This is a genomic window from Streptomyces sp. NPDC001156 (assembly GCF_053598275.1).
Window position 1 is genome coordinate 1 of record NZ_JBSFJX010000192.1, and the last position, 15153, is coordinate 15153.

A 15153-nucleotide genomic window follows, 5' to 3' on the forward strand; every position below is an offset into this window, starting at 1 on the left:
GGCGCTCTCGCGGCGCCCGCGGGACCACGGGAGCGCCCGGCCGACCCCTGCTCGGTCGGGCGCTGCACCGGCTCAGAGGTTGCCGCGCCTTTCCTGCTCCCGCTCGATGGCCTCGAACAGGGCCTTGAAGTTGCCCTTCCCGAAGCCCATGGAGCCATGGCGCTCGATGATCTCGAAGAAGACCGTCGGACGGTCCTGGACCGGCTTGGTGAAGATCTGCAACAGATAGCCGTCCTCGTCGCGGTCAGCCAGGATCTTCAGCTCGCGCAGGGTCTCTACGGGGACACGGGTGTCGCCGACCCACTGACCGAGGGTGTCGTAGTACGAGTCCGGAGTGTCGAGGAACTGCACGCCGGCCGCCCGCATGGTCCGCACCGTGTGCACGATGTCGTTGGTGTTCAGCGCGATGTGCTGGACGCCGGGACCGCCGTAGAACTCCAGGTACTCGTCGATCTGGGACTTCTTCTTGGCGATCGCGGGCTCGTTGATCGGGAACTTGACCTTGAGCGTCCCGTCGGCCACGACCTTGGACATCAGCGCGCTGTACTCGGTCGCGATGTCGTCGCCCACGAACTCCTTCATGTTCGTGAAGCCCATGACCTTGTTGTAGAACTCCACCCACTCGTTCATACGGCCGAGTTCGACGTTGCCGACGCAGTGGTCGATGGCCTGGAACGTGCGCTGCGCGGGCGGCTCCACGATCGGCGCGGCGGCGGCGAAGCCGGGCAGGTACGGACCGTCGTACCCGGTGCGCTCGACGAGGGTGTGGCGGGTCTTGCCGTACGTGGCGATCGTGGCGAGGACGACGACACCGTGCTCGTCCTTGAGCTCGTACGGCTCGTCGACCGAGCGGGCGCCTCGCTCCATCGCGTGGGCGTACGCGGCCCGCGCGTCCGGGACCTCGATCGCGAGGTCGATCACGCCGTCGCCGTGCTCGGCCACGTGCTCGGCCAGGAAGTGGCCCCAGGTGGTGGCGGGCTTGATGACCGAGGTGAAGACGAAACGGGCGGAGCCGTTCTCCAGGACGTACGAGGCGGTCTCACGGCTGCCGTTCTCCGGTCCGGAGTACGCCACGAGCCGCATGCCGAAGGCGGTCGAGTAGTAGTGCGCGGCCTGCTTGGCGTTGCCCACGGCGAAGACGACCGCGTCCATTCCCTTCACCGGGAAGGGGTCTGCCTCGCGCGCGGTGTCGGGGGTGTGGTGTGTGGTCTGCGTCATATCCGCAGCCTCACCCTTCCTCGCAAGGTGCGCAATAGTTTGCGTATCGGCTGGGCAAGGTGCTCAGCGGAAGCCCCGTATCGACGGGCTTTCTGTACACGATGACCATCTGGGAGCGCGGGTATGGCGATCGATCAACTGGACGCCCGGCTCATCCTGCTGCTGGCGCGCGAGCCGCGCATCGGGGTGCTGGAGATGTCCCGGCGGCTCGGGGTGGCGCGTGGCACGGTCCAGGCGCGCCTGGACCGGCTTCAGTCCAATGGAGTGATCCGCGGATTCGGCCCTCAGGTGGATCCCGCCGCGCTCGGCTATCCCGTCACCGCGTTCGCGACGCTGCAGATCCGGCAGGGACAAGGACCCGACGTGCGGGCCCATTTGGCGACCGTCCCGGAGGTCCTGGAACTGCACACCACGACGGGCAGCGGGGACATGCTCTGCCGGCTGGTGGCTCGCTCGAATGCCGACCTACAACGTGTGATCGACCGAGTTGTCGGCTTTGATGGCATCGTCCGGGCCTCCACTGCGATCGTCATGGAGAACCCCGTTCCGCTGCGGATCATCCCGCTGGTGGAGCAGGCGGCGGAGGACCGACAGAGGACCTAGCCCACCGGGGTGAGCGCACGTGAGCTTCTACGAGTACCTGGCCGACAGCCACCGGCGGTTGTTCATAGAGGCCTGCGGACATGTCGGCGCCGTCCTCGTGTGCACCCTCCTCGCCGCGGTCCTCGGCGTGCTGATCGGCCTCGTCGCCTCTCGCAGCGAGCGGGCCGGCGACCTCGCCACGGCCGCCACCGGCGCCATCCTGACCGTACCCACCCTGGCGCTGGTCGGCCTGCTGATCCCGGTCACCGGACTGGGTCTGGCGCCGACGCTCGCCGCGCTGACCCTGTGCGGACTGCTGCCGATCGTGCGGAACTCCCTCGTGGCGCTGCGCACGGGCGATCCTTCGCTGGTGGACGCGGCCCGGGGCATCGGCATGTCGCGGTGGGCCCGGTTCGTCCGTGTGGAGCTGGCGCTGGCCTGGCCCTCGATCCTCACCGGGATCCGTGCCTCCACCCGCCTGCTGGTGGGCGTCGCCGCGGTCGCCGCGTACGCCTCCGGACCCGGTCTGGGCAACGAGATCTTCCGCGGCCTCGGCTCCCCGGACAGCGAGAACGCGCTCAACGAGGTGCTCGCGGGCACGCTCGGCATCTTCGCCCTGTCGGTGCTGTTCGACGCCGCCTACCTGCTGCTCGAGCGGCTGACCGTCCCCCGGCGGATCGCGAGACCGGTTCAACCGGAGGAGAGGACGACGTGACCACATACGAGGTGGAGGAACAGGAGGAGACCAGGTCGCCCGCCCCGCCGGGTCCCCGGTCAGCGCGGATCACGTGGCAGAAGCTGACCCTGCTGCCCACGGCACTGGTGGTCCTGCTGCTGACGACCCTGCTGTGGTTCCGGCAGGCCCGGCTGGACACGTTCTCCCAGAACGCCCTCTCCCAGGGCCGGGTGGAGAAGGCACTGTGGCAGCACATCGAAATGACCACGCTCGCCACGTTCCTGGTGATGGTCATCGCGATCCCCCTGGCCATCGCGCTGACCCACGGGGCGGCGGGCAGGTTCACCGCCACGGCGACGGCCATCGCCACCGCGGGCCGGCGGGCGCCGGCGATCGGCCTGCTGGCGTTGCTGGTGCTCTGCCTCGGCACCGGCCACAGGGCCGTCCTCGTCGCCATCGTCGTCTACGCCGTCCTGCCCGTGCTGTCCCACACGATCGCGGGGCTGAAGGAGAACGACTCGCCGCTGCTGGAGGCCGCCCGCGGCATCGGCATGTCCCCGATGGACGTGCTGGCCCGCGTGGAACTGCCCATGGCCCTCCCGCTGCTCCTCGCGTGCGCGCGCATCGCCCTGGTGCTGAACGTCGGCACGGCGACCTTGGCGGCGTTCGGCGGAGGCGGCGGTCTGGGCGTGCTCCTCACCGCCGGGATCAGCCATCACAGTCTGCCGCTGCTGCTGCTCGGCTCGGTCCTGACGACCTCGCTGGCGCTGCTGATCGACTGGGGGGTCTCGATGGCGGAACTGCTGACGGCCATGACGCTCGACGGGGGCCTGAGGGGCCTGTAGCGGTCCTGCGGAACCAGTTGCAAAGAACCCCTTGCAACGACTTCTTTGCAACGCTACCTTTGCATGCATGCAGGAGCCCGACGACACCACCCCGCACGAGGACGAGCGGCCACCGCGCCTGCTCGACGCCCGCTCGCTGCGCGGCCTCGCACACCCCCTGCGCATGCAGCTGCTCAACGCACTGCGGCGCGGCGGACCGGCCACCGCATCCCAGCTGGCCGCGAAGCTGGGCGAATCCAGCGGCGCGACCAGCTACCACCTGCGCCAGCTCGCCGCCCATGGCTTCGTCGTGGACGCACCGGAGCACGGCAAGGGACGGGAGCGCTGGTGGAAGGCCCAGGACGAGGCGCTGGTCTTCGACAGCGACGCGTTCAAGGACGCCGGCCCTGAAGTGCGGGGGGCGGCCGACCTGTACCTGCACGAGATCGCCGCCACCCACACCCGCGAACTGTCGACCTGGCTCGGGACACGCGACGACTGGCCCGAGGCCTGGAACGGCGCCACCGACATGAGCGACGCGACGCTACGGCTGACGCCCGAGCTCGCTCGCGAACTCGTCGGAAGGATGCACGCCCTCATCGAGGAGTACCGCGCCCCCTCCCCCGGCAAGAACACCCCGGGGACCGAGCAGGTGCGCGTCCACACCCACCTCTTCCCCCTCCAGACGGATTGAGAGGCACGACCGATGCACCCGGACACGCATCTCGAGTTGCACCGCATCCGCGCCACCGATCTCCGTGCCGAGGCCGACGCGCACCGGCTCGCCGCCGACGCCGGCCACCTCCGCGACCTGCGGGTACGCCTCGGCTGGACCCTCGTCGAGGTCGGCCTGCGGCTCGCCGCCGCACCCCGGCCCGCCACCGTCTAGCAGCTCGGGACCGCGCCCTTCCCCTTCTGCAGCGCCACCAGCGCGTCGACCGCGCCGTTCAGGGTGGTCACCGGCACCAGCCGCAGCCCCTTCGGCAGCTCCGCCTTGGCGTCGGCGCACTCCGCCCTCGGGACCAGGAAGACCGTCGCGCCGTCGCGGCGGGCGGCCTGCGTCTTGAGGGCGACCCCGCCGACGGCCCCGACCGCGCCGGCCGCGTCGATCGTGCCCGTACCGGCGATCGTGCGGCCGCCCGTGAGGTCGCCGCCGCTGCCGTTGCCCTTCAGCTTGTCGATGATCCCGAGGGTGAACAGCAGACCCGCGCTCGGGCCGCCCACATCCGCGAGCGTCAGAGTGACCTTGACGTTCCGGTCGCTGAGGTCCAGGTATCGCAGCGCCGCCTGTGTCGCCGCGTCCTGGGACTCCTTCATCTGCGCGGTGTTGTGCTGCTCGATCTCCTTGACGGTGTTCCCGCTCGGGTAGACCGCGTCACGCGGCAGCACCGCGCGGTCCGTGCGGACCCAGCCGTCGACCACGTCGCCGAGCGAGACCTGCGCGTCGGGGCCGGTGGCCTCGATCGTCGTCATCCGCAGCTGACCCGTGGTCGTGCGGATGGGCGCCCCGCTGATCGTGATCACGGGCGTGCCCTTGTTCACGCCGAGGACGTTGGCCGTCAGACCGGGCTGCGCCACTGCGAAAGGCAGCGGGGCGAACGCCGCCGTGGCGAGCAGGGCCACGACGGGCAGGGCGCAGACGGCGGCGGCCTTGGGGCGCGAGAGGCGAGAGAACACGGGATCAATCTAACGCGGTGGTGACTTCGTGCCAGGTCCCGGGCGGTGCCGGAGCGGATCCCGCCGCCCGGGCCGCCCGAGCCCGGCACCGGCACGGGTGCCGGCACAGTGTCCCGCCGCTGGTGTCATGCCCCGTACAGGTCGGTCCGCCCGGTGGTGAAGCGTCGCAGCGCCTCCGGGAGTGGTGCGACGCCGATCCCGGGCGCGGACGGCACCGGCAGATGTCCGTCCCGGAGCACGAACGGCTCGGTGATGTCCTCCGCGAAATAACGGGAGGACGCCGAGGTGTCTCCCGGCAGGGTGAACCCCGGCAGGGCGGCCAGCGCCAGGTTGGGCGCGCGTCCGATACCCGTCTCGAGCATGCCGCCGCACCACACCGGCACCCCGTGCGCATGGGCTACGTCGTGGACGCGACGTGCCTCGAGGTAACCGCCGACCCGCGCGGGCTTCACATTGACCACCCGGCAGGCGTCCATGGCGATCGCGGAAGCGGTGTCCCGGGCGTTGTGCAGGGACTCGTCCAGACAGACGGGGGTGGTGACGCGCTGCTGGAGCCGGGCGTGGGCATAAAGGTTGTTCTCGTCCAGCGGCTCCTCGATGAGCAGCAGCCCGAAATCGTCCAGCCTCCGCAGGTGCTCGGCGTCGGCGAGCGTGTACGCGGTGTTCGCGTCGACCTGGAGCGGCAGCGCGTCCCCGAAGCGCTCGCGCACGGCTCGTACCGGCTCCAGGTCCCAGCCGGGCTCGATCTTCAGCTTGATGCGGACGTATCCCTCAGCGAGGTAGCGCTCGACGTCGTCCAGCAGTTCGGGCACGGAGTTCCTGATGCCGACGGACACCCCGGCTGGCACCCGGTCCCGTACGGCTCCCAGGTAGGTCGCCAGGGACATGCCGTACGAGCGCAGCTCCGCGTCCAGGACCGCCGTCTCCAGCGCCGCCTTCGCCAACTCGTGCCCTTTGATCCCCGCCAGGGCGGGGGCGAGCGCGGCCGTCGTCAGACAGGGCAGGGCGGCGACGCGCGGCAGCAGGAAGTCGCGCAGGACGATCTCGGCTCCGGCGACGAACTCCGGGCAGTACCGGGGCTCGGGGTCGGCCGCGAACTCCGACCAGCCCTCGGCGGCGTCGGTGACGACGTGCAGCAGGAAGGTGTCCTTGTCGGTCATCGTCCCGAACGAGGTGCGGAACGGCGTGACCAGCGGGATCGCCACGTGGACGATCTCGGCGCGTTCAAGTTTCATGCCAGGGAACCCTCCGGTCGGGTGAGCGTGTACCAGCCGTCCCGGGACATGCCCGTCGCCCTGAACCCCTCGGCGAAGGCCTGCCTGAAGACGTCGCGGACGGCGTGCCGCCAGCGCAGGGCGAGTGCCGCGTCGGCGGTGCGCAGGGCGACGACGTCCTGCGGGACGCGGCACCACACATGCCGGTCGTCCTGTGACCGCCGGGCGAGCGGGGCGCCGTCGGGGGCCTCGTGCGTGGCGGGTGCGCAGGCGCGGTCACCGCTCTCGTACGGCTGCCGGGGCGCCGCCAGGTCCCAGGTGACCGTGAGCCGGTCGCTCTCGTCGCCGTCGTTCACGCCGTCGGCCATCGGACCGTAGAAGTCGACGAGGTACTCCGTGCCGGTGGCACCCAGCTTCGCCAGGTTGAAGCGGGCGTTGCGGCCGACCAGCGGGTCGAAGGTCCAGCGCAGGGTGCGGGCGCCGCGCCCCAGGAGCCAGGCGCGCTGTGCCTGCTTGACCGGGTATCCGACGCCGGGGTCGGCCGCCGCCACCAGGGAGTAGGCGTCCGCCTCGGCGGGCGGCCCGAAGACGGCCACGCAGGCCCCTGCCAGCCGTTCGCCCGCGAAGGCGGCGTGCACGGCACCGCCCGAGTGCACCAGGCTGTGCAGCACTTCGGCGGGGATCGGCGGACTGGTGCGGGGGGTCCGCCAGACGTCGCTTAAGTAGTCGGCCACGGCGGCGAGGCCGGTGACGTCGTGCACGGTACGGAGGCGGACGCCCGCGGCCTGCGCGGCGTCGTCCGCGAGCCTCGCCACGCGCGTGTGGGCGGCGGACAGGTCCGTGTCTGCTGTCATGGCTCGAGTTTCCGGGCGCGGAGCGGGCACCGCGTTGTATCGGACGCCAAAACCCGCCTACCGTCCTGGTGGGATCGGCCAAGCGGCGAAGGAGGCACCCCATGGACGCCGGCAGCCTCGGCGACTTGCTCGATGTCGTCGGCGAGCCCTCCGTCCGGCTGCACACCGCGCCCGCCGGGCTCACCGCGCCTGTCACCGAGGCGCTGCTGTACGACGCCCACGCCCCGCTCCCCCGTGCGCCGGGCGCGCTGCTGCTCGCGGTGGGTGTGCGCGCCCCGGCCGCGGGGCCGCTGGTGCGGGCCGCCGCGCAGGCGGGGATGACCGGCGTGGTCGTACGCGGTGCGGACGGGCCCGTCGCCGACGCCGAGGAGGCCGGGGTCGCACTGCTCTCCGTCGAAGAGGACGCCGCCTGGCACCGGGTACACCTGCTGCTGGCCTCGGCGATCGGCGCCCGCCCGGTGGCGACGGGCGGTGGGGACGCGCGCGGCGAACTGTTCGCGCTGGCCGACGCGGTGGCCGCGGCGGTCGGCGGGGCCACCGCGATCGAGGACCCGGGGCAGCGGATCCTCGCGTACTCCACGGTGCCGGGGCAGCCGACGGACGAGGACCGCCGCCAGGGCATCCTCGGGCTCCGGGTGCCGGGAAGCCCGGAGAACACCGAGCAGTACCGGCTCGTCTTCGCCGCCGAGGGCCCGGTGCGCCTCCCGGCGCTCGCGGGCGCGCTGCCCCGGCTCGCGGTCGCCGTGCGGGCCGGCGGTGAGACGCTCGGTTCACTCTGGGTCGTGGACGACGGCGGGCTGGCGCCCGACGCCGAACAGGCGCTGACCCAGGGCGCCTCCACCGCGGCGCTGCTTCTGCTGCGGGCCCGCGCGGCACAGGAACTGGCCCGGCACCAGGACGGCGATCTGCTGCGCCGCCTCCTCGACGGCACGGCCGACCCCGATGCCGCGGTCCACCGGCTCGGTCCCGAACCCGTACGGGTGGCCGCGTTCACCGTCGACTCCACGGTGTCCGCGCCGGACGGCGAGCAGACCGCGCTGCGGCTCCTGGACCTGGTGCGGCTCCAGTGCGAGGCGCACTACGGACGGCACGCGTGCGTGCTCGTCGACGGGATCGTGTACGCGCTGCTGCCCGCTCCGGGCGAACGCGGCGAGCGGCACCGGCATCTGGCCGAGGACATCGTGCGGCGGGCCGGGGCGGCGCTGCGGGTACCGGTGCGGGCCGGGCTCGGCGAGGTGGTGCCCTCGCTCGCCGGGGCGCCGGCCTCCCGGGCCGACGCGAACCTGGTGCTGCGTGTGCTCGGTCCCGGGCTGCCGGTGGCGTGCGTGACCGAGGTGCGGCCCCGGATCACGCTGCTGCGGCTGGCCGAAGTGATGCGAGGGAAGCCAGAGTTGACGGTGGGGTCGGGGCGGGACCTCCTGGACCACGACGCCGGGCACGGCACCGCCCATGCGCGCACGCTGCTGGCGTGGTTCGAGGCCGGAGGCGACATGGCGGGCGCGGCGGAACGGCTGGGCGTCCATCCCAATACCTGCCGCTACCGCCTGCGCCAGATCCAGCAACGGCTCGGCATCGACCTGGACGACCCGGACGAACGACTGGTGCTGTGGCTGCAGTTGAGGGTACTGGGCCGCGATTGAGGGGGCGGGTCGGCGGAACCGGACGGCCGGCGGGGCGACGGCGCGGGCGAACGCCGGTGCCGGGACTGCGGTTGAGGGCCCCGGACAGCGGACCCGGACGACGGACCCCGGCGGTGGTCGTCAGCTCAGCGCCTCGGCCACCTCCCGGGCGGCGTCGACCACCCTCGGCCCCACCCTCTCCGGTATGGAATCCGACAGCATCACGACCCCCACGCTGCCCTCGATCCCCGTCACCCCGAGCAGCGGCGCGGCGGCTCCGCTCGCGCCGGCCTCCAGTTCCCCGTGGGTGAGCGTGAAGCCGGGCTCGGCGCTCGTCCGCAGACGGGCGGCGAGTATGGCGCGGCCGGCGGCTCCCCGGTCGAGCGGATGCCGGAACCCGGCCCGGTACGCCACGTGGTAGTCGGTCCAGGTCGGCTCCACCACGGCGACGGCCAGTGCCTCCGTCCCGTCGACCAGGGTCAGGTGCGCGGTCGCCCCGATGTCCTCGGCCAGGGCCCGCAGCGCGGGCAGCGCGGCCTCCCGCACCAGAGGGTGCACCTGACGGCCGAGGCGCAGCACTCCGAGGCCGACCCGGGCGCGGCCACCCAGATCGCGGCGTACGAGTGAGTGCTGTTCCAGGGTCGCGAGCAGCCGGTACACCACGGTCCTGTTCACGCCCAGCTTGGTGGACAGTTCGGTGACGGTCAGCCCGTGATCGGTGTCGGCGAGCAGCTTGAGGACCTTGAGGCCCCGGTCGAGCGTCTGGGAGGTCTCCGCGGTCACGACGCCCACTCCTTAGTGGTGAGGTCGGCGGCCCCTCGCGGCAGGTGCGACACCGAGTCCCGTCGGCGACGCGCTTCAGAGGCCGCCGATCGGCCGGCGGCCCGGGCGGCTCCCGGACTCAGTCGCTTCACGGCTGCGCTCCGCGGCGGCGCTGCCACGGGGCGTGTGCGTAGCGGGACATTAGCGAGCTGGTTCGCTCAGCGGAAGGCTCCGTCCAGAATCCGGTCAACGAGCCTTACCTGGACGTTCTCTTTGCGGAGGTATGTACGGCCCGGTCCCCGCCGGAAAGTCGCGCACCCCGGTCCCGCACGCCCGCCGGGCGCCTCGCGGCATCACCTCATACGGGTGGCCCACTCCTGGACTTTCGCGATGCGCTGGCGCAGTTGGCCCGCGGTGCACTCGGCGCTCGGCGGGCCGCCGCACACTCGGCGCAGTTCGGTGTGGACGACACCGTGCGGCTTGCCGCTCTGATGGACGTACGCGCCGACCATCGTGTTGAGCTGCTTGCGCAGTTCGAGCAGTTCCTTGTGGGTGACCACAGGCCGCCGCTCGGCGGGCAGTTCGAGCAGATCGGCCTCGGTGTCCGGTTTCTTGCGGCTGTGTGCGATCTGCCGGGCCTGCCGTTTCTGCAGCAGCAACTCGACCTGCTCGGGCTCAAGAAGGCCGGGAATGCCCAGATAGTCCTGTTCCTCTTCGCTGCCCGGGTGGGCCTGCATCCCGAACTCGGCACCGTTGTACATGACTCGGTCGAAGACGGCGTCGGACTCGAGCGCCTCGAACGGCAGCATGTCCTGCTCGCCGGTGTCCTCGTCCTGTTCCCGGTTGGCCTCCTCCATCTCCTTCTCGGATTCGGCGTACGGGTCCTCCTCCTCGCCGCCCTTCTTCGGCTTGTCGAGGACGTGGTCGCGCTCCACCTCCATCTCGTTGGCGAAGGTGAGGAGGTCGGGGACGGTCGGGAGGAAGACGGAGGCGGTCTCGCCGCGGCGCCTGGACCGCACGAAACGGCCCACGGCCTGGGCGAAGAAGAGCGGTGTGGAGATGGTCGTCGCGTACACCCCGACGGCGAGCCGCGGCACGTCCACGCCCTCCGACACCATGCGCACCGCGACCATCCAGCGGTCGTCGTTGTGGCTGAACTCGTCGATGCGGTCGGAGGCGCCGGCGTCGTCGGACAGCACGAGGGTCGCGCGGTGCCCGGTGATCTCGCGGATGAGCTTGGCGTAAGCGCGGGCCGACTCCTGGTCGGAGGCGATGACCAGGGCACCCGCGTCCGGGATGGCCTTGCGGATCTCGGTCAGACGCTGGTCTGCGGCGCGCAGCACGCTGGGCATCCAGTCGCCGCGCGGGTCGAGGGCGGTGCGCCAGGCCTGGCTGACGGCGTCCTTGGTCATGGGCTCGCCGAGCCGGGCGGCGATCTCGTCGCCCGCCTTGGTGCGCCAGCGCATGTTGCCGCTGTAGGAGAGGAAGATCACCGGCCGCACGACCCCGTCGGCGAGGGCGGAGCCATATCCGTAGGTGTAGTCGGCGGCGGACCGGCGGATGCCGTCGTTCCCCTCTTCGTACGCGACGAAGGGGATGGGGTTGGTGTCGGAACGGAACGGCGTACCGGTCAGGGCGAGCCGGCGGGTGGCCGGTTCGAACGCCTCCAGGCAGGCCTCCCCCCAGGACTTGGAGTCGCCCGCGTGGTGGATCTCGTCGAGGATGACGAGGCTCTTGCGCTGCTCGGACCGGTTGCGGTGCAGCATGGGCCGGACGCCGACGCCCGCGTAGGTGACGGCGACGCCGTGGTACTCCCGGCCGAGCGGTCCGGCGCTGTACTCGGGGTCCAGCTTGATCCCGATCCGCGCCGCCGCCTCGGCCCACTGCTTCTTCAGATGCTCGGTCGGCGCGACGACCGTCACCTGCTGGACGACGTGATGGTGTAGCAGCCAGGACGCGAGCGTCAGCGCGAAGGTCGTCTTGCCGGCGCCGGGCGTGGCGACGGCGAGGAAGTCACGCGGCTGCTCCTGGATGTACTTCTCCATCGCCCCCTGCTGCCAGGCACGCAGCTTGCCGGCGGTACCCCAGGGAGCACGGCCGGGGAAGGCGGGAGACAGATGGTGCGAGTGCGAGGAACTGCTGGCGGCGGCGGTACTCACGGTCTCCGGTTCGCTGGGGCTGGGGTGGCTCGGCTACGTATGACAACCGGGCCACCCTACCGGTGGGCCCACCCGCCACTCGGGTCAACACCGCCGCATCGGGCCCGGGTGCGACACGGCTCACAGATCATCGGAGCGGGCCCCGTGACTCACCGTTCCCGCAGCCGGGTCGTCACCCATGCCCCCACCAGCGCCACCGCCGCCATCGGCAGGAACACCACGGCGAAGGCCGCCGGGTGAGAGCCGCCGGCGGTCGCCTCGGTCGTCGTACGGGCGAGGGCGCCACCGCCGAGCGCGGCGAACGCGGCGCCGCCCGCGGAGAGCAGGACGACGTTGGAGAGGCCGTCGGAGATCTGCAGGGCGGCCGAGTTGGCGCCCGCCTCCTCGGGTGCGGACAGGCGCAGCAGCAGGACGCTGGTCGAGGAGATGACGAGGCCCATGCCGAAGCAGCCGAACCCCCAGGCTACGGCGACGATCCAGACGGGCACCGAGTGGATCAGCACACTGGGCGCCGTGGTGATCGCGGCCGCGACGACGAGCATGCCGAGCGTCATCAGCCGCTCCCGGTACGCCTCCAGGCGCGGCCTCGACTGCACATACGACCCGAGCGCCCAGGACCCGCCGCCCGCCGCGAGCGAAAACCCGGCGAGCGTGGGCGACAGGCCCCGCTGGGTGACGAGCATGAGGGGGACGAAGCTCTCCGCCGAGATGAACGCGCCCGCCGCCACTCCGCGCAGCAGCACCACGGACGGCAGCCCGCGCGCCGCACGGTAGGTGCCGCGGGGCAACAGCCCGAGCACCGACGGGACGAGCAGCGCGACGCCCGCGATGCCTGGCAGGAGGGAGACCCAGGCGAGGTCCTGGGCGGCGTACTGGAGGAGTCCCGCGCCCAGGGAGACACCGAGGGCGAGCCGGATGCGGCGGCCGTCGAAGGGCCCCGTGACAGCCCCCTCGGCGGGGCCGCCCGCCCGGTGCCGTATCGCGGGCAGCGCGAGCGCCAGCGGGAACACCACCAGCACCGGGATGCCGATGAACACCCAGCGCCAGCCGAGCTGTTCGGTCACCGTGCCCGCCGCCAGCGGGCCCACCACGGAGGGGACGACCCAGCCCGCCGCGAACCCCGCCATCATGGCCGGCCGCAGCCGTTCCGGGTAGGCGCGGCCGACGACGACGTACAAGGCGACGATCACGAGTCCGCCGCCGAGGCCCTGCACGGCCCGCCCCAGGATGAACACCCACATCGCCCCGGCCGTCCCCGACAGCAGCAAGCCGGCCGCGAAGGCGGCGATGCCGCAGGTCAGCGAAGCGAGCGGGCCGCTGCGATCCGACCACTGGCCCGCGAACACCATGCCGAACAGACTGGTGGTGAAGAACGCCGAGAACGCGAAGGCATACAGGGACAGCCCGTCCAGATCCCGCGCCGCGACCGGCATCGCCGTGCCGACGGCCGTCGCCTCGAAGGCGATGAGCAGGACGACGGAGACGATGCCGATGCTCAGCGCCCGATACGGCCGGCTCAGCACGCCGGCGGTGTTGTCCGGAGGGGCGGGAGGCGGGGCGTCGGCGACGTCGGTGTCGCGAGGTCTCAGAGCTGCCATGTTCGTCAGAGTAAGGGGCTCGACCAAGATTCGCCCCTGTCGGAAGACGGTGATCGAGGGGGACCTTGGTCGTACGACCCACCGTTCATGAACGGCGTATGGCAGTCCTGTTGCGGCCCCGGCGATCCTCTTGAGCCCCCGGAACGCCCCGCCATACGGTCGACGCATCAGGTCGGAACGAGTGAGCCGTGCCGCACCGGATCCCGGCCGTGTGCCCGAGTGGTTGAGGGACTCGCCTGCAAAGCGAGTTACGCGGGTTCGATTCCCGCCATGGCCTCTATGGCCTTGACCAGGGAAAAGAAAAGGGCGGCACCCCTTCTGGAGTGCCGCCCTTCTGGTCGTCCGTCTCGGTTCCCGTCTCAGTTGACCGGTACGAGGGCGCCGGCCGCACCGTCATCGTCCGGCCGGTCCGTCTCGGGCTTCCAGATCAGGCCGTCCACCTGCCTCGCGATGTCCGTCCGCACGGCATCCACCATGTGCTGATAGCGGGCGGCCATGGCCGTAGTCGACCACCCCATGAGGCCCATGACGGCGCGTTCGGGAACACCGAGGATGAGCAGAACCGTCGCGGCCGTGTGGCGCGCGTCGTGCAGGCGCCCGTCCCGCACCTTCGCCTCTGCCAGAAGATCCTTCCACTCGGACCAGTCCCGACGGTGGGACGGGCTACCGCCGTGCTCGTCAGGGAACACCAGGCCGTTCTCAACCCACCGCTTCCCGGCCTCCTGCCGCTCCTCTTCCTGTGCCTTGAGGTGGGCACGGAGTAGGTCAACGAGCTGTCCGGGAGCCCCACCGCGCGACGGCCGGCGCGTGACGTGGGAGTGGACAACTCCTGGTTCGTGCGTCGCCTCTGAGGGCAGTAGCCGGCGGCCTTGCGGCCGCAGGGGTCCACGCACCCGACTCGGCCGGGGTGCAGATCCGATGGGCCTCCGCGGTCGCGATCCATGACGATTGGCGAAAGTGTGGTCTACCGCGCTTCATGGCGCTGCTCAGCCGCCGAGCAAGGCGCCGAGCAAGCCGCCGAGCAAGCCGCCGCTGTTGTTGCCGCTGTTGTTGCCGCCGCCGTCGAGTGGGCTGGGGCTGGAGGTGGAGGTGGGAGAGGGATCCGTGGACGAAGGAACCTTTTCCCCCTCAGTCGACTCGCTGCTGGTGGTTCCACCGCTGGTGAGGCCTGCCGGCGTCGTGGGGGGCCCCGAGGAGGTGGGGGTAGCCGTGGTCATCTTGAGGGTGTCAAGGATGTTGACGGGGGTGCCCGAAACGTCGGAGACCGGCTCTTGAGCCGGTTTGGTCGGCAACGTTCTTGTGCCGGGCCAGGTGGTAGTGGTGGCCGGGACGGCGGCGTCGTGTTGGCCGGAGGGCTTCTCGCGCCCGGGCATGGTCTGCGCCTCCATGAGGGCCACCACGCCCAGGACCGCAGTCAGCATGGCCGCCGTCACCGCAAGGACTTGCTTGCGGGTGGGGTGGCGCGGCTCGAGCGGCGCCGTCGGGGCTGCGGACGGTGAGAGCAAGGCATCGGCGGAGGCAGCAGATGGCCCAGCGGCCCCGTCGCCGGCGGTCTCGCCATCCTCATGCCCCTGGTCCTGGCGCTGGAGCTGAGGGGGCGGCGCGTGGGTACGGAGGGTCTGCGCTACCGCATCGGGGAGCCAGTCGGCCTCGGCGAGGACCTCGGTGGCAGTGATGTGCCCCTCACTCTCGCCGAGCGCTCGGGCGAGTGCTGCCACAAGGTCGGGAACGGTGGGCCGCTTGCCGGGGTCCTTGGCCAGGCACTGGCCGATCACGTCCAGGCCGGGCGGCAACCCGCCGAGGTCAGGCTCTTGGTACACGGCACGGAAGTTCACCGCTAGCGCAGAGCCGGTCCCGAAGGGGCCGACTCCGGTGGCCGCGAAAGCCAGTACCGCGCCCAAGGAGAACACGTCACTGGCCGGGCCAACCGTTTCCCCGGTCACCTGTTCGGGCGACATGAACCCGGGAGT

Annotated in this window: 13 protein-coding genes, 1 tRNA gene and 2 pseudogenes; 7 read left to right on the plus strand and 9 right to left on the minus strand. The window is 71.6% G+C overall.

Going from position 1 to position 15153, the window contains the following annotated elements; all coding sequences use genetic code 11:
- Positions 1-72: 72 nt before the first annotated feature.
- The gene (hppD, locus tag ACWDA7_RS42010; RefSeq protein ID WP_450612009.1) at positions 73-1218 is read right to left on the minus strand and encodes a 4-hydroxyphenylpyruvate dioxygenase; all 1146 of its coding nucleotides are present in this window, start codon (positions 1216-1218) and stop codon (positions 73-75) included.
- Between the two features lie 123 nt (positions 1219-1341).
- On the opposite strand from hppD, the gene ACWDA7_RS42015 reads away from it, so the two are divergent.
- The 5 genes from ACWDA7_RS42015 (at position 1342) to ACWDA7_RS42035 (ending at position 4189) form a co-directional block, all read left to right on the plus strand.
- Positions 1342-1821, plus strand: coding sequence for an Lrp/AsnC family transcriptional regulator (locus ACWDA7_RS42015; RefSeq protein ID WP_359410336.1), 480 nt, complete (start codon positions 1342-1344; stop codon positions 1819-1821).
- A gap of 19 nt (positions 1822-1840) precedes the next feature.
- On the plus strand, positions 1841-2515 hold the full coding sequence (locus ACWDA7_RS42020) for an ABC transporter permease (RefSeq protein ID WP_450612011.1): 675 nt from the start codon (positions 1841-1843) through the stop codon (positions 2513-2515).
- Positions 2512-3321, plus strand: a complete 810-nt coding sequence (locus ACWDA7_RS42025) for an ABC transporter permease subunit (protein ID WP_450612013.1) — start codon at positions 2512-2514, stop codon at positions 3319-3321. The genes ACWDA7_RS42020 and ACWDA7_RS42025 overlap by 4 nt, the downstream gene beginning before the upstream one ends.
- A gap of 67 nt (positions 3322-3388) precedes the next feature.
- Complete coding sequence (locus tag ACWDA7_RS42030) at positions 3389-3994, plus strand: ArsR/SmtB family transcription factor (RefSeq protein WP_450612015.1); 606 nt, start codon at positions 3389-3391, stop codon at positions 3992-3994.
- Between the two features lie 12 nt (positions 3995-4006).
- A complete protein-coding gene (locus tag ACWDA7_RS42035; protein ID WP_450612017.1) occupies positions 4007-4189 on the plus strand; it encodes a hypothetical protein in 183 nt (60 codons plus the stop codon).
- Here ACWDA7_RS42035 and ACWDA7_RS42040 read toward each other — a convergent pair.
- From ACWDA7_RS42040 to ACWDA7_RS42050, 3 genes are all read right to left on the minus strand, one after another.
- Positions 4186-4977: a S16 family serine protease gene (locus ACWDA7_RS42040; protein ID WP_450612019.1), complete on the minus strand. Its 792-nt coding sequence runs from the start codon at positions 4975-4977 to the stop codon at positions 4186-4188. The two genes, ACWDA7_RS42035 and ACWDA7_RS42040, sit on opposite strands and share 4 nt — an antisense overlap.
- A 125-nt stretch (positions 4978-5102) precedes the next feature.
- Positions 5103-6212 (minus strand): o-succinylbenzoate synthase, encoded by a 1110-nt coding sequence (menC, locus tag ACWDA7_RS42045; RefSeq protein ID WP_450612021.1) that lies wholly within the window; start codon positions 6210-6212, stop codon positions 5103-5105.
- Positions 6209-7045 carry a chorismate synthase gene (locus ACWDA7_RS42050; protein ID WP_450612023.1) on the minus strand — a complete coding sequence of 279 codons (837 nt, stop codon included), beginning with the start codon at positions 7043-7045 and terminating at the stop codon, positions 6209-6211. The genes menC and ACWDA7_RS42050 overlap by 4 nt, the downstream gene beginning before the upstream one ends.
- 101 nt (positions 7046-7146) lie before the next feature.
- Here ACWDA7_RS42050 and ACWDA7_RS42055 point away from each other — a divergent pair, with 101 nt between their 5' ends.
- Positions 7147-8685 (plus strand): PucR family transcriptional regulator, encoded by a 1539-nt coding sequence (locus ACWDA7_RS42055; RefSeq protein ID WP_450612025.1) that lies wholly within the window; start codon positions 7147-7149, stop codon positions 8683-8685.
- Between the two features lie 120 nt (positions 8686-8805).
- On the opposite strand, the gene ACWDA7_RS42060 is transcribed toward ACWDA7_RS42055, so the two are convergent.
- The 3 genes from ACWDA7_RS42060 to ACWDA7_RS42070 form a co-directional block, all read right to left on the minus strand.
- Positions 8806-9447, minus strand: coding sequence for an IclR family transcriptional regulator (locus ACWDA7_RS42060; protein ID WP_450612027.1), 642 nt, complete (start codon positions 9445-9447; stop codon positions 8806-8808).
- 332 nt (positions 9448-9779) lie between these two features.
- Positions 9780-11585, minus strand: coding sequence for a DEAD/DEAH box helicase (locus tag ACWDA7_RS42065; RefSeq protein WP_360991457.1), 1806 nt, complete (start codon positions 11583-11585; stop codon positions 9780-9782).
- A 149-nt stretch (positions 11586-11734) separates the two neighbouring features.
- Positions 11735-13183, minus strand: a complete 1449-nt coding sequence (locus ACWDA7_RS42070; RefSeq protein WP_450612029.1) for an MFS transporter — start codon at positions 13181-13183, stop codon at positions 11735-11737.
- 205 nt (positions 13184-13388) lie between these two features.
- Between ACWDA7_RS42070 and ACWDA7_RS42075 the strand changes: the two genes are divergently transcribed.
- Positions 13389-13460: transfer RNA gene (locus ACWDA7_RS42075), tRNA-Cys, on the plus strand.
- 82 nt (positions 13461-13542) lie between these two features.
- Here ACWDA7_RS42075 and ACWDA7_RS42080 read toward each other — a convergent pair.
- A pseudogene (locus ACWDA7_RS42080) lies at positions 13543-14078 on the minus strand (tyrosine-type recombinase/integrase); the annotation flags it as partial.
- A 91-nt stretch (positions 14079-14169) separates the two neighbouring features.
- Positions 14170-15153: pseudogene (locus ACWDA7_RS42085) on the minus strand (hypothetical protein); the annotation flags it as partial.